The following is a 20311-nucleotide window of genomic DNA, read 5'->3' on the forward strand; positions in this document are numbered from 1 at the left end:
GGTGCCCCGGACCGGGGATGACCAGGGTGACACGGACGCGAGCTCGCACGTCGTCCCGCCCCGCGCATCCGGCATCGGCGGTGCGAACCCCGTCGCGAAGCTGGGCGCGGCGCTGTTCCTCGCGGCCGTCCTCCTGCTGTCGATCGACTGGGTTTCGGCGACGATCGCGCTCGCACTCGAGCTCGTGCTGTTCTGCTTCGCAGGGCTCACGCTGCGGCGGTTCTTCCTGCGCACGTGGCCCGTGCTCGTCGCGGCGCCGCTCACGGGCGTCACGACGCTGCTCTACGGTCGGGCGTCGGGCGAGATGCATCTGCAGTGGGGGCTCGTGCAGATCTCCGACGGGTCGATCGATCTCGCGATCGCCACGTGCATCCGCGTGCTCGCGATCGCGCTGCCGGCCGTCGTGCTCTTCATCACGATCGATCCGACCGATCTCGCCGACGGGCTCGCTCAGGTGGTCCGCCTCCCGCACCGATTCGTGATCGGCGCGCTCGCGGCGTTCCGGCTCGTCGGTCTCTTCGTCGACGACTGGCGAGCCATGTCGCTCGCGAGGCGCGCGAGAGGGCTCGGCGACCAGCACGTGCTGCGTCGGTTCCTCGGAATGGGCTTCGCCATGCTCGTGCTGTCGATCCGTCGTGGAACCAAGCTCGCGACCGCGATGGAGGCGCGCGGCTTCGGGGCCCTTCCGCACCGCACCTGGGCGCGCGAATCGCGCTTCGGTCGGCGCGACGCGGCGCTGGTCGTGGCGGTGTGCCTCATCGCCATCGCCGCCATCGTGACCTCGGTCGCGACCGGCAACTGGAACTTCATCATCGGTGGCGGACGCGAAAGCGTGACGGCATGAGCGACGCGCGGGCGCACACGCGCATCCTGCTGATCGACGGGCGCTCGGGCTCGGGCAAGACGACCCTCGCCGACCGCATCGCGCCACTGCTCGGGGCAACGGTCGTGCACCTCGACGACCTGTACCCGGGGTGGGGCGGTCTCGAGGCCGGCAGCGAGGCCTCGACCCGCGACGTGCTCGAGCCGCTCGCGCGGGGACGAGACGCGATCTATCGCCGCTGGGACTGGTTCGCCGACCGCTACGGCGACGAGGCGCTGATCGAGCCAGGAGGAGCCGTCATCGTCGAGGGATGCGGCGCCCTCTCGCGTGCCAACCGAGCGCTGGCCGACGTCTCGATCTGGATCGAGCTCGATGAAACGAAGCGTCGCCAGCGCGCCTTGACGCGCGGCGGCGACGACTGGTGGTGGGGCCTCTGGAGCGATCAAGAGCGCGCCTTCTACGCGCGCGAGCGGTCGCCCGAACTCGCCCACCTCGTGTGGTGCCAGGCCGACTGACGCGGTGTCACGCCCACCCGAGGCGATGGAGCTCGGCATCATCGATGCCATAGAAGTGGGCGATCTCGTGCACGAGCGTCGTGTGCACCTCGTCGCGGAGTTCGTCCTCGTCGTCGCAGATGGAAAGCAGCGGCTCGCGGAACAACACGATGCGGTCGGGTAGCTCACCGAAGCCGTACTGGCCGCGCTCCGTGAGGGCGAACCCCTCGTAGACGCCGAGGATCAGCGAGCCGTCTGCCGGCCGGTCCTCGACCTGGAACACGACATTCTCGAGCCCGTCGACCATCTCGTCGGGCAGTTCGTCGAGCTCGTCGACCACGAGCCGCTCGAACTCGTCGGCGTCCATCTGCATCGGCATGGGGGCAATTGTCGCGCATGCGAGCGCGCCTCTCGGCTCCGTCGGCGCCGCCCTATTCGGCTTCGCCGACGTAGAAGGCCGTCGTGCGGTCCCGCGCGGCGCGCGCGTCGGACGGTTCCGTGCCCGCCGCGATCGACGCGTCGGCCCAGCGACCGCTGCTCGCCGCGACGAACGCGAGCCCCTCATCGCTCGTCGCCCACTCGGTGGTCTCGGGCGGAGCATCCGCACCGGTCGTCAGGTGCTGGCGAAGCCCGAAGAACGCCAGGTCCCAGCCGACGCCCGTCGCGCCGGGACCGAACTCCCGCCAGAAGTCCTCGGGCACCTCGCCGTCGTGCTCGAGCGTGAGCCGCGTGCCGCCCTCGCTCTCGGCGATGCCGACAGTCACGATCGACGCGCCGTCGCCGAACTCCCACGTCACCGCGAAGCCCTCGAGCGGCGTGCACGTTTCGATGCTTCCGCCCGCGTTCCCCTCGACCTGGAAGTGGCCGCCGAGGCGAAGCTCGCCCGAAACGGGGGCGAACCACTGCGCGAGGCGATCCGCCCGCGTCAGCGCGTCCCAGAGCTCGGTCACCTGCACGGGGAAGCGGTGCGTCAGTCGCACCGCGACGTTCGGGCCGGTGGCGCCGGGGCGTGCCGCCGTGACGAACACGCGCCGCTCGATCGAGTCGCACTCGCCGAGAGGATCTGGGGTGCCGGGTGCATCCGTCGCCTCGACTGGACCGGTCTCGGTCTCGGCGGCATCCTGTCGGGTGTCGTTGCTCCCTGGCACGGTCATGGCGACTCCTCACTGGCGAAAGGGCGTGGCCATCCTCCGACACCAACCCGAGCGATGCCCGACGAATCGTCACAATTCGAGATGCGAGAAGCCCGGCGGGCGGCGGGGATCGGCGCCCTCTGCGCTCATGCTGGGTGAGGAGTGCCGTGCCTCGCCACGTCGTCGCGCAGGATCGTCGGCCAGCGCAGGACGTCTTCCCGGGTCGCGGCGACGTGCAACTCTGCGTCAGGGAGCAGTTCCGCGAGCAATTCCGCGGTCGACACCGGATGCGCCGGATCGTCGACCCATGCCAGGATCGTGGCGCGTGCGGTCACGTCTCGCAGCGCGTCAGGTTTCGGATAGTCGCTCATGGCGGCGCCGCGAAGCAACGACGGCAGGATGCGCTCGGCCACGTCAGGAACGGTATGCGGCGTTCCGACCGTGGCCGGAGGCGGCGGGGCTCCCTCGCCCGCCTCGACGAAGGCGGCGAAGCCCTCGCGCTCGATGAGGTCGGCGTCGCTTCGGTAGGCCTCCGCCTTGGGCCCGCGCGTCACCCACGCCGTCGACGGGCACAGCAGCGTCAGCCCGTCGAATCGCTCGGGGTCGCGCACGGCGGCGTGCAGGAGTGTCGCGGTACCCATGGACGGCCCGACCCCGTGCACCTGTTCGCCGGGGAACCAGGCGTCGAGCAGCCGCAGTAAGTCGTCGGCGAGCACCTGCCACCGGTAGTCGCTCGGCTCCGCGCGGCCTGTCGAGCGGCCGTGCCCGCGGGCGTCGTATCGCAGGAGGCGCGTGCCGCTGAGCCCCCGCCCGAGGTCAAGGTCGAGCACGCGGTCGCGGCGACGGCTCGACGTCAGGCCATGGAGCTGGACGACGGGGTGGCCGCCCTCGTCGCTCAGTTCGACGTCGAGCACGGCACCTGGAACAACAAAGGTCGTCATGGTGGCTCCGTGCGCGAAGATGGGGTGCCTTAGAGTACCGCCATGCGGCTCACCAACGTGGCGCATCTTCGGCTCCCCTTCGGCCGCCTCGTGGGCTACAACGTGACGGTGACGCCGACCGACCGGATGCTGCCCATCTCGTTCGACCAGCACCGACACGTCAGCGTTGGCGACCGTGCGGGCTCGTGGATGGCCGTTTCACTGCGCCTGCCCAAGCCGGTTCCTCGCGCGGCCCTCGCGGCGGCGTGGCTCGCGGTGGTGCGCCGGCACGGGACCCTGCGGTCGGTGTTCGAGCGCGGCGACGACGGCGGGCTCGTACTGCGGGAGGTTGAGATCGGCGAGGGGGAGTGGGCGCCGCACGAGATCGCGCCGGGGCAGACGGTGAGCGACGCCCTGCGTGAGGTCATCGACGCCACGTGCACGCCGTTCAGCCGACCATCGCACCGGCTGTGCGTGCTCGAGACGGCCGATGGGCCGACGATCGTGATCGCGGCCGACCACTCGCACGTCGACATGTGGTCGATGCTGGTCCTCGGCCGCGACCTGCTCGCCGCACTCGCGGCCGCGGGCGAGGGGCGGCACCCCGAGTTGGACCCGGCGCCCGCGTTCGCCGAGCACACGCGCGCACTCGAAGACCGGCCGACCGCCCCCGAGGACGTGCGCCGGCGCTGGGCCGAGGTGCTCGCCGCGAGCGGAGACGCCATGCCGAGGTTCCCGCTGTCTCTCGGTGAACCGAGCCCGCAGCGGGAGCGGGTCGAGGTGCGCGATGTGCTCGGGGTCGATGACGTCGCCGCGTTCTCGGCGCAGGCGCGCGACTACGGCGTCTCGACGCTCGCGCTCGTCGTGTCGGCCATGACGCACGTGACCCACGAGCTTGCCGGCAGCCCGCTGCGCGCCGTCTTCCCGGTGCACAGCCGCTATGACGCGACGTGGCTCGACTCGGTCGGCTGGTTCATCACCAACTCGGTCATTGAGTCCGTCGATCCCGACCCGGTCGCATGCGCCGCCGCCGTGAAAGAGGCCGTGCAACTCGGCGCCTGGCCGCTCGCCGACGTGCTCCAACCCTGGGGCGGCATGCCCGAGGCGCCCCGCATGTTCGCCATCTCGTGGCTCGACCTGCGCCGGCTGCCCGTTCGCATCGACTCCCTCGGCCTCGAGGCCCAGTACGTCGGCGCCACGATCCTCACCGACGGCGTCATGCTCTGGTTCATCCTCGACGCCCAGGGGCTGCACCTGCGATGCCGATACCCCGACACGGCCCAGGGCCGCGAGCACGTCGGCGCGTGGCTGGACGCCCTCGTGACGCATCTGCGTTCGGAGGCGCGAGCATCCGTCGGGGGTCTCCTCACGCTCGGCAATCGGCACTTCCGCGTGCAGCGCGCAGCGCGCGGTGACGTGCCCGCCATCGTGGGGCTCCTGGCCGACGACGAGCTCGGCCGCGACCGCGAGGTGGCGGAGCTCGCGCACTACGAGGCCGCGTTCGATGCGATCGCCCACGACTCGTCGCACTACCTCGTCGCCGTGCGCGACGAGGGCGACCGCATCGTCGGAACGATGCAGCTCACGGTCATCCCCGGCCTCTCGCGGGCCGGTGCCACGCGTCTGCAGATCGAGGGCGTGCGCGTCGCCGCCCACGAACGCTCGCGCGGGCTCGGCACCGCCATGCTCGAGTGGGCGCACGGCCATGGGCGAGCCAGGGGGGCGACCGTCGCGCAGCTCACGACCGACCTGTCGCGCTCGCGCGCGCACGACTTCTTCCGAGCGCTCGGCTACGCGTCCACACAGGCCGGGCTGACCCGTGATCTCTGAGGAGCGAGACGGGGAGGAACGGTCGCACCGGCGGCCCGCGTCACCTGCCTCGCAAAAGTGAGAAGGGGATGAGTTATGCCCCCGCCGCCAGCCGGTCGGCGTTGACGGCATCGTCGCCCGCACATCGTTTACCGAATGATGATGCAGTGACCGAGGGCGGTGCGAGCGGGATTCCAGCGGCAACGCCGACCGGGGGAGGGAAGGGCATGTACCAGCGATTCGTCAGAGCGAAGGTGCGATCGACGTTCGAGAAGATCAACAGCGGCGACTACATGGCGATGGTCGACGGGCTGGCCCCGTCCTTTGAGTACCGCTTTCATGGTGACCATGCGCTCGGAGGCCGACGGACGAGTCGAGACGCGATGATCCGTTGGTGGCAGCGCGTGATGAAGCTCCTGCCGGGAGTCCGGTTCGACGTCCACGACGTTCTGGTCTCCGGCGGCCCGTGGCGGACGATGGTCGCGGTACGGTCCTCCGTCTCCGGCGACCTGCCGGGCGGCATCCGCTACGAGAACACGGTCTTTCAGCTCATGACGCTGGTCTGGGGCAAGGTCACGTCGGTCGAAACCATCGAAGACCTCCAGATCCTCGAACGGGCGTTGCGCGCCGTCGCCGAGACCGGAGAGGCCGAGGCGGTCGCGGGCCCCATCGACGGGTGAATCTCTCGCCACGCGGTGGTGCGGTTCGTGGCTTCGGTGAGCAGATCGTGCGGAATGTCAGCCGATAATCATCGTTTCTGGCGTGAGACCGCGCGGCAGCCTGAGGCGGCTGCCGCTAACGTGAACCCCTTTCGGCGGGGGCTTTCGGCCTACGTGTTCATGCGTCGTTCTGGTCTTCTGCAGAGCGGAGTTCGTTCAAGATCGTTGCGTGGCGAACGAGGAAGGTTCGCTCGTCCAGCTTCTTTCGACGAAGCCACGCAGTGACCTCGCCAGTGTGTTTGCTCGCGTTGCACGACGCACAAGCCGGGACCACGTTCTCCAGGGTGTACCGGCCACCGCGAGAAATCGGCATGATGCAATCGCGCTGCATGGCAACATCCGTTACTTGGCAGTAAGCGCAGCCGCCCCACGCATCGCGGATGCCGGCCCATTGCTCGGGTGTGAGGTCGTTATCCACGCGTGCCAGCCGCTGCTTTCTCCGTTTGGCATACCTTGCGTGAGCCGCAACTGACCTCGAAGCAGGGGGGAACTTGCGACCGGGAGGCACGTGTTCACCGTACTCTCAACACCGCTCCTGTCGTGATCGATGCTGCCGGGTGGCGGGTCCTCGTCATACGCGTTCCAGGCATCGGCCTTGCGCGGGTTTGAGAACCACTCAGCAAGGTGCACCTGACTCCGCTCGAGTGCGCGAGCACGCGCCGTCGTCGCACGCGATCAGTCCCCCGCGAGCGCCGTTCGTATGGTGTCGAGGAACCAGGCGTGGGCCGCGGATGCGGCGGTGTCGCGGTGCGAGATCAGGTGCACGCCCGTGCGCGGCGACTCGAACGGCAACTCGAGCAGCTTCGTCCCCTCCAGCCCCGGGATCAGCCGAGTGAACGCATCGACCGGCACGATCGCGAAGAAGCCGCACAGTGCCACGATGCGGGGCAACGACGTGAAGCGGTTCACTTCCACGTGCGGGGTATCCGAGAGGATGCCTGCGCCGAGCGTCGCGACGGCCTCCGTGATCTTGCGGTGCCCCGCCGACGGACCCACCCGCACCTCGGGCAGGCGGCGGAGATCGTCCACGGTGACGACACCGTCGGGAGCATCGAGGTCCTCGGGCACCAGACACCCGTAGCGGTCGTGGAACAGGATCTCCTGGTTGACAGGCCCCGGCACGGCGGAGCTGCCGATCGCGGCGTCGACGTCGCTGGAGAGCACGTACTGCGCGACCGTCTCGATGTCGAGCGGCACGGTCTCGATCTGGATGCCCGATCCGGCGCTGCCCGTCGCTTCGAGAATGCGCGGCAGCAGCCCGGCCTCGCCGAGATCGGTCAGCGCGAGCCGGAACCGACGCGTCGACGTGGCGGGATCAAAGCGCCTGCCCTCACGCGTGCTCACCATGAGCTGCGAGACCGCGCCGTTGACGTCGGCGTAGATGGTGGCGGCCAGCCGCGTGGGTGTCACTCCCGCGCGGGTGCGGACGAATAGCGGATCGTCGAAGTGCTCTCGCAGGCGCCGGATCGCGTGGCTCACGGCCGGTTGCGACAGGTGAAGTGTCTCGGCGGCGCGCGTGATGTTGCGCGCGCGGTACACGACGACGAACGTGCGCAACAGGTTGAGATCGACGGTGGTCTCCATCCAAGATATTTAGCACGTGCATGACGGGGATGCCGACTATCTATTGGACGCACCTGACGCGCGGGCTTAGCGTGACAGGACCGGTCGACGAGGACCGGCGGTGACGGAGACCGGTCGAGGACGCCCGGTGGAGGGTGCGAAGACGCGATGGCGACAGTTTCTGGACCGGGCGCGATGAGCGTGGCGGACGCGGTGGGGCAGGTACTCGCTGAGCTGGGCATGGCCCAGGTCTTCGGGGTCGTGGGGAGCGGCAACTTCCGGGTGACGAATGCGCTGCTGCGCGGCGGAGCGCGGTTCACGGCGGCCAGGCACGAGATGGGTGCGGCCGCGATGGCGGATGCGTACGCCCGCGTCACCGGCGACGTCGCCGGAGTCTCGCTGCACCAGGGCTGCGGCTTGACGAACGCCCTGACCGGCATCGCCGAGGCAGCCAAGTGTCACACGCCCGTGCTCGTGCTCGCCGCCGACACCGCGCAGGGCGACGTCACCTCGAACTTCCACATCGACCAGGACGCCGCCGTCGCGGCCGTCGGCGCGACGCCCATGCGTCTCCACAGCGCCCGATCCGCCATCGCGGACGCGGCGCGGGCCTACCGCGCGGCACAGCTCGAGCGGAAGACCGTCGTCCTTTCGATGCCCCTCGACATCCAGGCCGAGCTGATCGCCTACCCGGCCGCCCGCCCCGCCACGGAGCTGACCGCGCCCCCGGTCGCCATCGACCCCGCCGAGGTTGCGTCCCTCGCGGAGCTGCTGGCCAGCGCCGAGCGACCCGTCATCATCGGCGGGCGCGGCTCGCGCGCCGCGAAGCACGACATCCGCGCGCTCGCCGAGGCCGCGGGCGCTCTCCTGATCGCCTCGGGCGGCGCGCGGGGGGTCTTCGAGGGTGACCCGTGGGCGCTCGACGTCATGGGCGGGTTCGCCACCGACGGCGCGGCCGCCCTCGTGCGCGAGGCCGACCTCATCGTGGCGTTCGGCGCCGCCCTGAACACGTGGACCACCCGAGCCGGATCGCTCACCGACGGCACCCGGCTCGTGCAGGTCGACGACCGCGCCGAGGCGATCGGCCTCCACCGGCTCGTCGATCTCGGCCTCGTCGGCGACGCCGGCGCGGTGGCGCGTGCCGCCCGCGACGCGCTCCTCGCCTCCGCGCCCAGCCGCACGGGGTACCGCACCCCCGACGTCCGCGAGCGGGTCGACGCGTCGCGCTACTGGAAAGACCAACCCGTCGAGCGCATCGACGAGCCGGGCTACGTGGACCCCGCCGAGCTGACGAACGCGATCGACGCGCTGGCGCCGATCGAACGGACGGTCGTGGTCGACGGCGGCAACGTCAACTGCTACCCGGGCGCCCACCTCCGCGTGCCCGACGACGCGGGGTTCGTTCTACCGCTGTCGTTCCAGGCGATCGGCATGGGGCTCGCCAGCGCCGTGGGGGCCGCGATCGCGCGACCGGACCGCCTGACCATCCTGGGTGTGGGCGACGGATCGCTGCTCATGGCGGCCGCCGAGCTGGAGACGGCTGCGCGACTCGGGCTCGGCATGCTCATCCTCGTCTACAACGACGGCGCGTACGGCGCGGAGGTGCACCTCTTCCCCGACTCCACCGCGCAGGAGCAGGAGATCGTGCGCTTTCCCGACACCGACATCACGGCGATCGCGCGCGGGTATGGCTGCGACGGCGTCACGGTGCGTTCGATGGACGACCTCGGCCCCGTGCGCGCCTGGCTCGAGTCCCCGCGCGAGCGCCCCCTGCTCGTCGACGCCAAGATCACCGGCCGCCCCTCCTGGCTGATGGCCGCCGGCCACGGCCCCGATCACACCTAGGTCCCGCCCACTGGGACGACCACCCCCGCAGAAACGAAGGAGTTTCCGCATGAACAGCACAGCATCCCGTTCACCGGTCTCGCGCACCTCTCGGCCGCGACGCCTGGCGCTCACCGCCCTCGCCGCGGCCGCCACCCTGGTTCTCGCCGGGTGCGTCCAGGGCGACGGCCTCGGCGACGGCGCCCCGCCGGAAGGCGACGGCGACGGGGGCGGCGGCACGATCCGCATCGCCTACCTGGCGACCGGCTCGTCCCTTCCCCTGTTCCTCATGGCCGAGAAGTACGCGGACGAGGTCGGCATCGACGTCGAGATGCTGGAGGTCAGCAGCGGTAACGACTCGATCACCGGAGTGGCGACCGGGCAGTATGAGGCAGGTTTCGCCGGCATCGGCTCCGCCTCGTACAACGCATTCGCCGAGGGTCTGCCCGTGCGATACGTGGCCCCCATGCACATGGGGTACGTCGAGGACTACTTCATCCTGTCGTCACAGGTCGCGGGATCCTTCGAGGAGGCCGCCACGGTCGCGGAGGACTTGTCGGACTACGCGGGCGAGACGTTCGCTGTGAACGGCCCCGGCGTCGTCACGGAGGCGGTGCTGGCCTTCGCGCTGGAGCGCGGCGGCCTCTCGATCGACGATGTCAACGTCGAGCACATTCCGTTCCCCGACCAGGTGCCGGCGCTCGCGAACGGAGGGATCGTGGGCGGTGTGCTCTCGGAGCCGTTCCCGACGCAGGCCGAGAACAACGGCGCCGGCTACCGTCCCTGGGAGACGCCCGACACCCCGCCGATTCCGTTCACCGGCATCCTGTTCAACACGGACTGGGCCGATGACAACCCGGAGCTGGCGACCGACTTCATGCGCGCCTACGCCATGGCGGCCGAGGAGCTCGACACGGGAGGCTGGGACACTCCGGAGATGCTCGAGCTGATCGAGGAGTACACGGGAGCCGACCCCGAGATCGTCGCGCAGACCCGGCAGCACCACATCCACGCTGACCTCTCCATCGACCTCGAGCAGGTGCTGGAGCTGCAGAACTTCTACATGGAGCGAGGCTCGCTGAACTATGACGAGATCATCCCCGAAGAGGACATCTGGGACTTCACCTGGCGCGACGCCGCGCTCGGAAGTTGACCGGCCGCGAATGCGGACGACGAGCGGGGGGTCTCACGGATGAACGATGCCAAGGTGCGGCTGAGCGGGGTCACCAAGCGCTTCGCCGGCGCACAGGACGTGACAGCGCTCGAGGACATCTCGCTGGAGATCGCCGAGTCGGAGTTCGTCGCGATCGTCGGGCCCTCGGGATGCGGGAAGTCGACCCTCCTGCGGCTGGTCGCCGGCCTGCAGGACCCGACCTCCGGATCGGTGGAGATCCAGGCGTCGAGACCGGGTCGGCCCAAGACGGCCATGGTGTTCCAGGAGCACGCGCTGTTCCCCTGGCTGTCGGTGCGCGACAACGTCGCCTTCGGCCCGCGCAACCGTGAGGTGCCGCGGAAGGAGGCAGCGCAGATCGCCGATGAGCAGCTCGCTCGGCTCGGGCTCGGGCGCTTCGGCGACTTCTACCCGCATCAACTGTCCGGCGGGATGAAGCAGCGCGTCGGCATCGCTCGGGCCCTTGCGCAGGACGCCGAGATCCTCCTGATGGACGAACCGCTCGGGGCACTGGACGCGCAGACCCGTACGTTGCTGCAGGAGCAGATCTTGGAGCTGCGACAGGAGTCCCGCCCGACGGTGATGTACGTCACGCACGCGATTGACGAGGCCGTCTTCCTCTCGGATCGCGTGGTGCTGATGTCGGCGCGGCCCGGGCGGGTGCGAGACATCGTCGAGCTCGACTTCCCCGTCGACCGCGGTCCCGATTTGAGGGGAACGGAGGAGTTCGCGAAGGTGTCGCAGGGCATCTGGAACCACCTCCGCGACGAGGTGCAGGCGGCCATGACCGGCGGGGAGCAATGAACGCACTCGCGCGTTTCCTCCGGGAGCGCTGGGCGCTCGCCGTCGGCCCGCTCGTCCTGCTCGGGCTGTGGGAGGCGCTGTCGCGGATCGGAGCGATCCCGATGACGTTCTTCCCGCCGCCGACGCGGATCATTGCGAACGCGGGCATCATCCTCGATCTCGAGACGGGATTGGGTGGCGACATCCTCGCGACCATCGGGCGCCTCGTCGGCACCGTGGCCCTCGCCGTGCTGATCGGCGTGGGCCTGGGGATCGCGATCACGGCCTCACAGTGGACGGAGCGGGGCGTGGGCACGCTGCTGTCGTTCGTCTACCCGATCCCCGGCGTGCTGTTCTTCCCTTTCCTCACGTTCGTGCTCGGCCGCAGCGAGACAGCCGTGCTGCTGACGGCCCTCGTGACGCCGCTGATCGTGATGATCCTGTACACCGTGGCAGGCGTGCACAGCATCAACCGGACGCTGATCGAGGTGGCCGACAATTACGACTGCCGCGGCGCGCGACGGTTCTTCCGGGTGTTCCTGCCCGGCGCGCTGCCGTCGATCGTGACGGGCATCCGGATCTCACTGGGCTTCGGGCTCATCGCCGTCATCGCGATCGAGATGGTCGGGGCGCCCTCCGGGCTCGGCAACTTCCTGTGGGAGAACTGGCAGACCCTGCGCGTGACCGACATGTACGTGGCGCTGCTGTGCATCGCGGTGCTCGGTCTGCTCACGACCGTCGGGTTCGATGCGCTCGCCGATCGGCTCCTGCCCTGGCGTGCGGATGCGAGGAAGACATCATGACCCCGGCCATGAGACGAGCGCTGCAGACCTGGTGCATCCCGGTCGTCGTCATCCTCCTGTGGGAGGTCGCGACCCGCGCGGGTGTGCTGGATCGGCGCTTCTTCGTACCGCTGAGCGACGTCGTCGTGACGATCGTGGAGCAGTTCGCGACCGGGCGGCTGGGCGGCGACATGGCGATCACCGTCCAGCGCCTCGTGATCTCGTTCGCGGTCGCCGCGGTCCTGGGCGTCGCGATCGGCGTCGCCTCGGGGGTCTGGCGCACCGTGGAGCTCATGATCCGGCCGGTTACTGACACGCTCTACCCGCTGCCGAAGATCGCGCTGCTGCCGTTGTTCATCATCATCGTGGGGCGCGGAGAGATCGCCTACATCCTCACGGCGTTCGCGACCGCCTTCTTCCAGATCGTCATCAGCACCCGCGGCAGTGTGCGGGACATCGACAGCGAGGTCATCGAGGCCGGGCGCAACTTCGGCGCGACGGGCTGGCGCTACGTGACGCGACTGCTGTTCCCGGCAATCTCGGGCCCGCTATTCGACGGGCTGCGATTGGGCATGGCGACGTGCCTGATCACCCTGATCGCAGCGGAGTTCGTCGGCGCCGAGACCGGGGTGGGTGCGATGATCCGCAGGGCGGGCCAGCAGTTCGCCGTGGAACAGATGTACGCGGGCCTCGTGTTGGTCGGCGTGCTCGGCCTGCTGATCGACCTCGTGTTCCGGGTGCTCCGGCCGGCGTTGCTTCCGTGGGAGCGCGGAACGCGCCGTCGGGGCGCGCGCACGGTCGCCGCAGGAGGATGACGGCCGCACCTGCGTTGCGCTCCACGGCACGAGACGCGACGATCGAGGCGCTGCGACTCATAGTGATCGAGACAATCCACATCTTCTCGGCCAGAGGCTCATGCCAGACATGACCGCACCACCGCGTCAAGATCTCGCTCGACTCCGGCGACGTCGCCGAAGACGAGTCCTTGGAGGATCGCTCCGTCGACGTAGGCCAAAACTCGCTGTGCCGCTTCGAAAGGTCTCGACACACCCAATAACTCGAGGATCTGTGCCGCCGAGGTGTGGACACGGTCACGGGCCTGCTCCAGCGGCCCTCGAATCTCGGGGTCATGGAAGGCTTCGGTGAAGAACACCAGTCGAGCGGCGGCCAGTGTGCGGCCGGGCCCGGTGGCCTCGCGCACGAATCCTGTGAGGGCTTTCACCAGTTCCTCGACTGTCTGTGGTTGGACACCACCGGCGAAGGTCACAAGCTCCGTCGTCGCCAGATGGTCGACGACGCCGTGCAACAGGGAAGCACGCGTACGAAAGTAATTGGATGTTGAACCGCGGGGCAGCTCGGCGAAGACATCGACACGACTGTGCGTGAGCCCGCGGATACCTTGGGTGCCGACGATCATCAGAGCCGCGCGAAGCGCGCGAGCTCGATTGGTATCAGCAGCAGTGGCAATCTCATTCATGTTCCTGCCTTCTTGCGTCGGGATCGTATACGTTCATATCAAGCGCGCAACGGCACCCATCGCAACGTTCCGGGCTCGCGTGAAACGGCGGGCGGTGGAGAGTCGGTTCATCTGTCGCGACATACGAACGACGCGCTGGGCAGCCAGTCGTCGTCTGGCGTCAAAGTCGCGCAACCCCTCGGCTACGGAGTCCGCCGACCCCAAGGAGTTCGCGAGTTCGACGGCGTCGACTAATGCTTCGCAGGCTCCACGTCCAGCACTGGGTGCCATGGCATGGGCGGCATCTCCGAGGACGACAGTACGGTCGCGAACGAAGGATCGCAGGGGCGCCAAGTCGTACAGGGGCCGCCTATCCACCTGGTCGGGATCCACTTTTGCGAGGACGTTGGTCACGGCCGGATGCCAACCTCCGTAGAGTCGTTCTAGAAGGTTGCGGATGTCTATCTTGAGATCGTGTTCGGCCAATACGTCGTCGCGGACGCAGGCGAACCAGTTGGTTGTCCCCGAGTCTTGCGGCGTGATGCCGAAGAGCAGCCCGCTTCCCCATGTTTCAGTTACGGACCTAACGGATCCGGGAACGGTGCCCCGGTAGGCCACCGTGCCGAGTGGCCGAGGTGGGGAGAATCGACGTGCCACGAAGTGACGAACTTGACTATTTATCCCGTCAGCACCCACAACCAGATCTGCGGCGGGAAGTGTATCGAGGTCAACCACTGGCGAGTTCCAGGCGACAGCACTCTCGAGAGTGCCATCGTGCAGCAGCTCGTGCAGCGCGGGGCGGGAGATCAGGTAAGCGGCCTCTTGTGGCGTGACCCGGGCAAACGTTCGTCCGTCGGGGCGCAGGAACTCCGCTCCACGTTGGAGCACGGCGCGGCGCCGCACCTGCTCACCTAAGCCCAGAGCGTCGAGCGCGGCGATGGCCTCCGGCCACATTCCAAGCGCTGTGCCAGTGCGAGGCAGCCCTTCTGCGCGCTCGAGAATGTCGACCTGCCAGCCGACTGCACGCAAAGCCCGCCCGGCGGCCAGACCACCGATGCCTGCTCCAACAATTACTGCTGATCCCTTCACGAGATGTATCGTACTACAGTTACCGCATGAAAACACTACAGGCATAGTGTCCCTGCATCGGTCGCGCTAGTGGTGCAGGGGCCGGGTCGACCACCATGAGTAATCAGGCGAGTGTCACATCGAGCCCTCCCCAAGATGCCGATGCGAGCTCTCACTGTCACGCCGACTATGAGGGTCGGTGTCGGTCCCGACCCTCAGAGAGTGGCTGGAAGCCGGCGGAGATGTAGGTGGCGACGGCGCCGACGTTGTGCTCGGGGTGTAGACGATGGCGCTCGAGGCGCACAAGGTCAGGGCCATGGTCATCGACAACGGCGTGGGGCCGTCGAGCAGCCCGACGGCAAGGATTCGCCCGTCACAGCTCCAGGTCCTGACCGCCGCCTCTTCGCCGAATCTCTAGAACCAATCCGGGTCGCTCGAGTAAAGCTGCCATGGTGCTCCGTCGGACTGCCACTCCCGCAGCGCGCCCACAACCTCGCCTAGCCCGCAAACTGTCGGCGTGCTCATCAGAAGTGCCGCCACGGTGACCAGGTCGCACCTCAGTCGATGAAGCCGATTGGGAGCTCGTGCGCGCTTGCCTCTCGGGCGACCGCAGCGGCGGAGACGCCGAGCCCTGCGTAGAGCTCGACGATGCCCGCGCCTCGAGAATGCGCTTCGCGAACCCGCTCCCTGAGATCATTCTCGTTCGCGACGCCTGCGACGAGAACGTCGTCGTGTTTGGTCAGTGGAGTTGATTGCGCAGCGGAGTAGAAGAATGCCGCATCACCCGCTCCGCCAGTGGCATAGGCCGCCTTGTAGGCGGCTACCTGTTCGAGCGACTCGAAGCCATAACGGTTCACCCGCACTTCGACATCGGCGCGGATGGCCTCACGGACCTTAGCGGCAACGTCGACCGGCATGGCGCCGCACAGCTCAATCCGATCGGCCGACGCTGCGGCGCGGACAGCAGCGTGCACGACATTATCCAGGTCGGCGCCCTCGATGACGACGCCATCGCTTCGTACGATCACGCCCGGCACACCCTCGAACAGCACATGTATCTCCATGCCCAGTGAAACTCCGTAGGCGTCCAACTCATTCCCCCAGCGAACTCTGATCGCGATCCTCAGGCGCTCGGTCCAGGAGTGTGCGAGGTCTATCTGGGCACTCGTCGCGTCGAGAACTGAATCCGCAATCGCACACATGGTTCTTCACGCCGCGATCCTCGTCGAAAATGCATGAATGAGCGAGCCGGGGCCGGGGGACGAGGTTCCTGTCCGAAATGGAGGACGAGCTTGGAGCCCGATGCTCTGAGACCACCATCACCAAGGGGGCCATTTTGAGTCGACGTTGAGAGGGTTTTGGTGACCCACGTCTTTTTCACCACCAACAACAACTGAGCAACCGTCCTTGCCTTTCACTGCCGTGGCGGCCGAGTACGTCCAGTGCCTAGAAGCGGTCATCCAGAACCGCCGGCATGATGATTTCACTGACGAACGATGACGGCGACAAGCCTAGGATCATTCGCACCACACTGACGACGTCGTGCACGGGTATCAGTCGGCCGTCGCCTCTGACTGTGGCCTGGTCGATCGGCACGTGGAGGTCGTCGTCGGTGTTGAGGTAGCCGAGTTGTAGCGTTGTCACGGCCAGTCTCCGATCGCGGTATCCCTCGCGCAAGGCGGCGGCAATGCCGTTTAATGCGAATTTCGACGCTCCGAACGCCACCTCAGGGCGACCGGAGCGAGCCAATCCTGAGGTGGATCCCGTGAGAATCACTCGTGGCTGAGCGTTGTTGAGAATCACTGGAATGAGGCGGCGCAGTACGAGTATCGCCGCGGTGGTGTTGACGGAAATCAGCGATTCGATCTCGTCCTCGTCGCTGACCGCGAAGTCATATGCGGAGGAGAAAGCAGTTTGCTCCCACGCTCCTACGTTGTAGATCACGGTACTCAGGCCACTGGGCGCGCCCTCGGCAATGAGCTCGGCCGCTTCTCGAGGGCGGGAAAGGTCTGCCTGGATCCAGTGCCGCGACGCGTCCGGCGCTGTCCGCGCAACGCCCACCACGTTGCGGCCGTCCTGTTCGAGCCCGCGGAGCAGGGCTCTTCCCAGTCCGCGGCTCGCGCCAATCACCATGACAGCCACGGTGTCATCCTCCTTCGTAGTACGGCACCGCCGACCGGTCCGAGCCGATGTCCTGTCATGGCTCGATCGGCTCGTCGGCGATGGCGATTGCTCAGCCCGCTAACGAGACAGGTCGCGGCGTCGCAGGCCGAGTATTCCGAGCACAGTCGTGAGCGCCGCGATCGCGAGCAGCACCATCCAGGAGTAGGCCGTGGTGTAGTAGGGATTGACGTGGCCGATCGGTGATGTGGCGAGGTAGACGATATCGGGGAGTCCGGTCTTGACGAGGATTTCGCCGGCTATCCCGGCTCCGAGGGCGATCCAGGCGAGCGCCACCGCCGCACGGGGAACGAGCCCGATGGCCAAAACGACGATCCCGACGAATACCCACACCGCTGGGATAAGGGAGAACGTCAGAGTGAATAGGCCGCCCACGCCGGGGGAGCTCACGGTGAGAGCGAGGCCGAAGATCACCACGAGCGCGGCCGAGCCCAGCAGCGTGGTGAGTATGGTCGCAGTCGCCCAGCGGCTGCGGGTCAAGGGAGCGGAGAGCAGCAACTCGGCGTTGCCGGAGGTCTCGTCCGAGCGCAGCCGAAGAACGTTGAGGGTCGCGTAGGCGGTAATGGGGAACACGAACACGAACACCGTATAGACGAAGAATGCCTGTCCGGGGTCCTCGATCCTCATCGCGGCCGCATATTCGAGCATCCAGGTGGTATCCCCGTACTCAGCCGCGGCCTCCGTGCCGACGCTGCCGAATGCCACGCCGATCAGCGCGATGGCCACGGCCCAAGTGAGGAACGAGGCGGCGTTCTGACGCAACGAGAGACCGAACACGTCCCGCAGATAGGGCGCACCGGAAGCGCGCCCGTGGCGTGTGGCGATGAGCCCTTCCCCGAGGTCGCGCCGGGAGGAGATCGCGAGTGAAGTCAGGAGCAGCAGTGCGACAACCCCAGCGACGGGCAAGAGCATCCACCAGCGGTCACCGGCGTAGGGCTGTACACCCTCTAGCCAGCCGGCGGGAGAGAGCATCGTGATCCACTCCAGCCTGCCGTCGGCGAGATGACCGAGCCCGCGGACGTAGTGCAGCAGCATGACGAGCACGAAGCCGGCGACAGCTGCCGCGCGAGCGTTCTCGGTGACCTGAGCAAGGAGCGCGCCGAGTGCTACGCCGATCCACGTTGCCCCGGTGGCGACCAGCCCGAACAGCAGCGATCCGGGCATCGAGAAGCCGAGCCCGAGGAGACCGGCAGCGCCGACGAGTCCAATAACGAGTCCGGTTGCCATGACGGTGAGCACGGAGGCCACCAGCTGCGCGTTGCGACCGATCGCGGTGGAGCCGAGTAGTTCGCGTCGCCCGTGCTGTTCCTCGGTCCGGGTGTGCCGGACTACGAGCAGTAGGGCACCGATGGCGGAGAACAGTGTCGTGGCGCCAAAGGCTTGCTGGGTCGCCAGCGCGGCCAGGCTGTCGTCGAACGCGGCGCTCTGGAACAGCAGGAAGATCGGCAGTTCCTGCAGTTGCTGAAACCGTTCCATCCGCGATTGTGCCGTGGGATAGGTGCTCTCGGCCCCAGCAACGGCGCCGAGGAGTACTGCCACGGTGAGCAAACCCCATATGGGCAGCAGGATACGGTCGCGGCGCAGCAGGAACGGCACGACCCGAAATGTGCCAGTGCCTGCACCTTCCCGTGCTGGGGGAGCGATGGTGGCGGCGGTCATCGCGTTTCTCCGGTGCCCGCCACGTTTCGGGCGTGGTAGTGGCGCATGAACAGCTCTTCCAGCGTCGGAGGCTGAGCGACGAGGCCGGCGAGGCCGGCCGCGCCAAGTGCTGTGACGACGCCGCCGAGCTGGTCAGGATCGACGTTCATCCGCACTCGGGTGCCGTCCACGTTCACGTCATGCACGCCGTTCCACCCCGCGATGTCCGACGGAATCGACGCCATCTCCGCGGTCAGCGACGTGCGGGTCAGCGATCGCAGCGACGCCAGATTTCCGGACTCCACGGTGCGGCCGGACCGGACAATCGTGACGTGATCGCACAACTCCTCGACCTCGGAGAGGATGTGGCTGGATAGCAGCACCGTACGCCCGGATTCCGTGGCCTCTCGTACGCATGCCTTGAACACGGCCTCCATGAGCGGGTCGAGGCCCGAGGTGGGTTCGTCCAGGATCAGCAGCTCGACATCGCTGGCGAACGCGGCAACGAGAGCGACTTTCTGACGGTTTCCTGTGGAGTAGGTACGTGCCCTTTTTCGGGGGTCGAGCTCGAACCGGTCGATCAGCTCGGCACGGCGCGCGGGATCGGCCTTCCCGCGCATCCGGGTCAGCAGGTCGATGATCTCGCCGCCGCTGAGGTTCGGCCACAGCGTCACATCACCGGGGACGTACGCGAGCCGCTTGTGTAGTGCCGCCGGTGTCGCCCACGGGTCGCCGTCCAGCAGTCGAACGGTCCCCGCGGTGGCTCTCATCAACCCGAGTACGATCCGGATCGTCGTGGACTTTCCCGCCCCATTCGGCCCCAGGAACCCATGCACCTGCCCCGACTCGACGGTGAGATCGAGTCCGTCCAGCGCACGATTACGGCCGAATGTCTTCACCAGGCTGGTGACCTCTATCGCGATGGTCACTCGTTCTCCTTCGTTCTCATGTCTGTCGTCGTCTCCTGCTCCGCGGCTGTTTCCTCGCGGAGGGTTTGCATCGCTGCTTGGATGCCTTCACCTGTTGCGGACGCTGTGAACTGGCCCATCACGCCGTAGAGGTTCATGACGGCCGCGCCAATCCGCATGGAGTCCTGAGCTGTTGCCGTGTCGACGCCCATCCGATGAGCGATCGGACCCAGCAGGATCGCGATCCCGCTATGCATCGCAGTCATAACCGCAGCCGTATCGCGCGTCTGTTCGGCGTCGGGCGGGAACCGATCAGGCCATGTCGAGGAAAGAAACTCCTCCGCACCTTCGGCGAGAAGTGCGAACACGTCCCGAGCCGCATCGGAATCATCCACCGCCGAACGCGCCAGATACCGCAGCAACAGCGGCGCCTGAACGGCCAGGTCGGCGAGCGCATTCGGGTTCGCCAACTGCCCTTTGTCGTTCAGGACGAGCAAGCGATGACGGAACACTTCAATCACGAACTCATCGCATGCGGCGCGCAGCCCGTCCTTGGAGCCGAAGTGATGCTGCACCAGCCCCAGCGAGACCTCCGCCGCGTCGCCGATTGCGCGCATAGTGGCGGACGCGAAGCCGTGCTCGGCAAACTGCTCCAGCGCGGTGTCCCGGATGCGGGCACGCGCCGTCAGGTCACGAGGTTCGTAGGTGTGAGAAGGCACGCAAGCGACTATACCTGTGACTGGTTTACAAGTCGAACGTATTGCCGCGACTTGGTGGGTGTCTGTGAGTTGCTCGGCGGTCGGTGCTCATCGAACCTGCCGTCGGGATGCTCTGGCCACGGATGGAGGACGGGACGATCGGTGGTGGGAGAGCGCAGTAGCACGATCCCGGTCTCGAACGGGAGCCGGCGGATGCGGTCGGATCGTTGGCGGTTGGTGCGCACAGGTCCTGTCTGAGAGGTGTGAGCGGTTCGACGGGGTGGGCTCAGCGGTGCCGGTGGATGAGCGGGCCCACGCGGGAGACCGACAGAGATTGAGGC

Annotated in this window: 21 protein-coding genes; 9 read left to right on the top strand and 12 right to left on the bottom strand. The window is 67.7% G+C overall.

Features of this window, described 5'->3' with window-relative positions; all coding sequences use genetic code 11:
• The first annotated feature begins 1 nt into the window (after position 1).
• Together F8O04_RS13130 and F8O04_RS13135 are read left to right on the top strand one after the other, a co-directional pair.
• A complete protein-coding gene (locus tag F8O04_RS13130) occupies positions 2 to 844 on the top strand; it encodes an energy-coupling factor transporter transmembrane component T family protein (RefSeq protein ID WP_373285886.1) in 843 nt (280 codons plus the stop codon).
• Positions 841 to 1338, top strand: coding sequence for an AAA family ATPase (locus F8O04_RS13135; protein WP_158029856.1), 498 nt, complete (start codon positions 841 to 843; stop codon positions 1336 to 1338). Before F8O04_RS13130 ends, F8O04_RS13135 begins: the two co-directional genes overlap by 4 nt.
• A gap of 7 nt (positions 1339 to 1345) precedes the next feature.
• Here the strand turns inward: F8O04_RS13135 and F8O04_RS13140 are convergent, their stop codons facing one another.
• The 3 genes from F8O04_RS13140 to F8O04_RS13150 form a co-directional block, all read right to left on the bottom strand.
• Positions 1346 to 1690 carry a metallopeptidase family protein gene (locus F8O04_RS13140; protein WP_158030123.1) on the bottom strand — a complete coding sequence of 115 codons (345 nt, stop codon included), beginning with the start codon at positions 1688 to 1690 and terminating at the stop codon, positions 1346 to 1348.
• Positions 1691 to 1748: 58 nt separating this feature from the next.
• The gene (locus F8O04_RS13145; protein ID WP_158029857.1) at positions 1749 to 2471 is read right to left on the bottom strand and encodes an SRPBCC domain-containing protein; all 723 of its coding nucleotides are present in this window, start codon (positions 2469 to 2471) and stop codon (positions 1749 to 1751) included.
• Between the two features lie 125 nt (positions 2472 to 2596).
• The gene (locus F8O04_RS13150) at positions 2597 to 3391 is read right to left on the bottom strand and encodes an alpha/beta fold hydrolase (RefSeq protein ID WP_158029858.1); all 795 of its coding nucleotides are present in this window, start codon (positions 3389 to 3391) and stop codon (positions 2597 to 2599) included.
• Between the two features lie 42 nt (positions 3392 to 3433).
• Here F8O04_RS13150 and F8O04_RS13155 point away from each other — a divergent pair, with 42 nt between their 5' ends.
• Entirely contained in the window at positions 3434 to 5200 is a 1767-nt protein-coding gene (locus F8O04_RS13155; RefSeq protein ID WP_158029859.1) for a GNAT family N-acetyltransferase, read from the top strand.
• 146 nt (positions 5201 to 5346) lie between these two features.
• Positions 5347 to 5859, top strand: coding sequence for a nuclear transport factor 2 family protein (locus tag F8O04_RS13160; RefSeq protein ID WP_225735069.1), 513 nt, complete (start codon positions 5347 to 5349; stop codon positions 5857 to 5859).
• Between the two features lie 157 nt (positions 5860 to 6016).
• On the opposite strand, the gene F8O04_RS13165 is transcribed toward F8O04_RS13160, so the two are convergent.
• Positions 6017 to 6316 carry an HNH endonuclease gene (locus tag F8O04_RS13165; protein WP_308420221.1) on the bottom strand — a complete coding sequence of 100 codons (300 nt, stop codon included), beginning with the start codon at positions 6314 to 6316 and terminating at the stop codon, positions 6017 to 6019.
• A gap of 257 nt (positions 6317 to 6573) precedes the next feature.
• Positions 6574 to 7482: a LysR family transcriptional regulator gene (locus F8O04_RS13170; RefSeq protein ID WP_158029861.1), complete on the bottom strand. Its 909-nt coding sequence runs from the start codon at positions 7480 to 7482 to the stop codon at positions 6574 to 6576.
• A 147-nt stretch (positions 7483 to 7629) separates the two neighbouring features.
• Between F8O04_RS13170 and F8O04_RS13175 the strand changes: the two genes are divergently transcribed.
• From F8O04_RS13175 to F8O04_RS13195, 5 genes are read left to right on the top strand one after another with little or no spacing between them, the layout of a single operon-like run.
• Positions 7630 to 9306 carry a thiamine pyrophosphate-binding protein gene (locus F8O04_RS13175; protein WP_225735070.1) on the top strand — a complete coding sequence of 559 codons (1677 nt, stop codon included), beginning with the start codon at positions 7630 to 7632 and terminating at the stop codon, positions 9304 to 9306.
• A 49-nt stretch (positions 9307 to 9355) separates the two neighbouring features.
• Positions 9356 to 10438, top strand: a complete 1083-nt coding sequence (locus tag F8O04_RS13180) for an ABC transporter substrate-binding protein (protein WP_158029862.1) — start codon at positions 9356 to 9358, stop codon at positions 10436 to 10438.
• Between the two features lie 39 nt (positions 10439 to 10477).
• Positions 10478 to 11260: an ABC transporter ATP-binding protein gene (locus tag F8O04_RS13185; RefSeq protein ID WP_158029863.1), complete on the top strand. Its 783-nt coding sequence runs from the start codon at positions 10478 to 10480 to the stop codon at positions 11258 to 11260.
• The gene (locus F8O04_RS13190; protein WP_158029864.1) at positions 11257 to 12042 is read left to right on the top strand and encodes an ABC transporter permease; all 786 of its coding nucleotides are present in this window, start codon (positions 11257 to 11259) and stop codon (positions 12040 to 12042) included. Before F8O04_RS13185 ends, F8O04_RS13190 begins: the two co-directional genes overlap by 4 nt.
• Positions 12039 to 12836 (top strand): ABC transporter permease, encoded by a 798-nt coding sequence (locus F8O04_RS13195; RefSeq protein WP_158029865.1) that lies wholly within the window; start codon positions 12039 to 12041, stop codon positions 12834 to 12836. Before F8O04_RS13190 ends, F8O04_RS13195 begins: the two co-directional genes overlap by 4 nt.
• 98 nt (positions 12837 to 12934) lie before the next feature.
• Here the strand turns inward: F8O04_RS13195 and F8O04_RS13200 are convergent, their stop codons facing one another.
• The 7 genes from F8O04_RS13200 to F8O04_RS13235 form a co-directional block, all read right to left on the bottom strand.
• A complete protein-coding gene (locus tag F8O04_RS13200; RefSeq protein ID WP_158029866.1) occupies positions 12935 to 13498 on the bottom strand; it encodes a TetR/AcrR family transcriptional regulator in 564 nt (187 codons plus the stop codon).
• A gap of 33 nt (positions 13499 to 13531) precedes the next feature.
• Entirely contained in the window at positions 13532 to 14566 is a 1035-nt protein-coding gene (locus F8O04_RS13205) for an FAD-dependent monooxygenase (protein ID WP_225735072.1), read from the bottom strand.
• A gap of 536 nt (positions 14567 to 15102) precedes the next feature.
• Complete coding sequence (locus tag F8O04_RS13215; protein WP_158029868.1) at positions 15103 to 15597, bottom strand: DUF6506 family protein; 495 nt, start codon at positions 15595 to 15597, stop codon at positions 15103 to 15105.
• Positions 15598 to 15991: 394 nt separating this feature from the next.
• Positions 15992 to 16678 (bottom strand): SDR family NAD(P)-dependent oxidoreductase, encoded by a 687-nt coding sequence (locus tag F8O04_RS13220; RefSeq protein ID WP_225735110.1) that lies wholly within the window; start codon positions 16676 to 16678, stop codon positions 15992 to 15994.
• Between the two features lie 108 nt (positions 16679 to 16786).
• Complete coding sequence (locus F8O04_RS13225) at positions 16787 to 18385, bottom strand: ABC transporter permease (RefSeq protein ID WP_158029870.1); 1599 nt, start codon at positions 18383 to 18385, stop codon at positions 16787 to 16789.
• Positions 18382 to 19293, bottom strand: a complete 912-nt coding sequence (locus tag F8O04_RS13230; protein ID WP_158029871.1) for an ABC transporter ATP-binding protein — start codon at positions 19291 to 19293, stop codon at positions 18382 to 18384. The genes F8O04_RS13225 and F8O04_RS13230 overlap by 4 nt, the downstream gene beginning before the upstream one ends.
• The gene (locus tag F8O04_RS13235) at positions 19290 to 19991 is read right to left on the bottom strand and encodes a TetR/AcrR family transcriptional regulator (RefSeq protein ID WP_188726508.1); all 702 of its coding nucleotides are present in this window, start codon (positions 19989 to 19991) and stop codon (positions 19290 to 19292) included. Before F8O04_RS13235 ends, F8O04_RS13230 begins: the two co-directional genes overlap by 4 nt.
• Positions 19992 to 20311: the final 320 nt, after the last annotated feature.

This window comes from Pseudoclavibacter endophyticus (assembly GCF_008831085.1).
Classification (GTDB): domain Bacteria; phylum Actinomycetota; class Actinomycetes; order Actinomycetales; family Microbacteriaceae; genus Pseudoclavibacter; species Pseudoclavibacter endophyticus.

Bases quoted from the DNA above. Each gene is read 5' to 3' on its own strand.
- F8O04_RS13135 (WP_158029856.1), top strand. From the start codon at position 841: ATGAGCGACGCGCGGGCGCACACGCGCATCCTGCTGATCGACGGGCGC.
- F8O04_RS13140 (WP_158030123.1), bottom strand. From the start codon at position 1,690: ATGCAGATGGACGCCGACGAGTTCGAGCGGCTCGTGGTCGACGAGCTC.
- F8O04_RS13145 (WP_158029857.1), bottom strand. From the start codon at position 2,471: ATGACCGTGCCAGGGAGCAACGACACCCGACAGGATGCCGCCGAGACC.
- F8O04_RS13150 (WP_158029858.1), bottom strand. From the start codon at position 3,391: ATGACGACCTTTGTTGTTCCAGGTGCCGTGCTCGACGTCGAACTGAGC.
- F8O04_RS13155 (WP_158029859.1), top strand. From the start codon at position 3,434: ATGCGGCTCACCAACGTGGCGCATCTTCGGCTCCCCTTCGGCCGCCTC.
- F8O04_RS13170 (WP_158029861.1), bottom strand. From the start codon at position 7,482: ATGGAGACCACCGTCGATCTCAACCTGTTGCGCACGTTCGTCGTCGTG.
- F8O04_RS13175 (WP_225735070.1), top strand. From the start codon at position 7,630: ATGGCGACAGTTTCTGGACCGGGCGCGATGAGCGTGGCGGACGCGGTG.
- F8O04_RS13180 (WP_158029862.1), top strand. From the start codon at position 9,356: ATGAACAGCACAGCATCCCGTTCACCGGTCTCGCGCACCTCTCGGCCG.
- F8O04_RS13185 (WP_158029863.1), top strand. From the start codon at position 10,478: ATGAACGATGCCAAGGTGCGGCTGAGCGGGGTCACCAAGCGCTTCGCC.
- F8O04_RS13190 (WP_158029864.1), top strand. From the start codon at position 11,257: ATGAACGCACTCGCGCGTTTCCTCCGGGAGCGCTGGGCGCTCGCCGTC.
- F8O04_RS13195 (WP_158029865.1), top strand. From the start codon at position 12,039: ATGACCCCGGCCATGAGACGAGCGCTGCAGACCTGGTGCATCCCGGTC.
- F8O04_RS13200 (WP_158029866.1), bottom strand. From the start codon at position 13,498: ATGAATGAGATTGCCACTGCTGCTGATACCAATCGAGCTCGCGCGCTT.
- F8O04_RS13220 (WP_225735110.1), bottom strand. From the start codon at position 16,678: ATGGTGATTGGCGCGAGCCGCGGACTGGGAAGAGCCCTGCTCCGCGGG.
- F8O04_RS13225 (WP_158029870.1), bottom strand. From the start codon at position 18,385: ATGACCGCCGCCACCATCGCTCCCCCAGCACGGGAAGGTGCAGGCACT.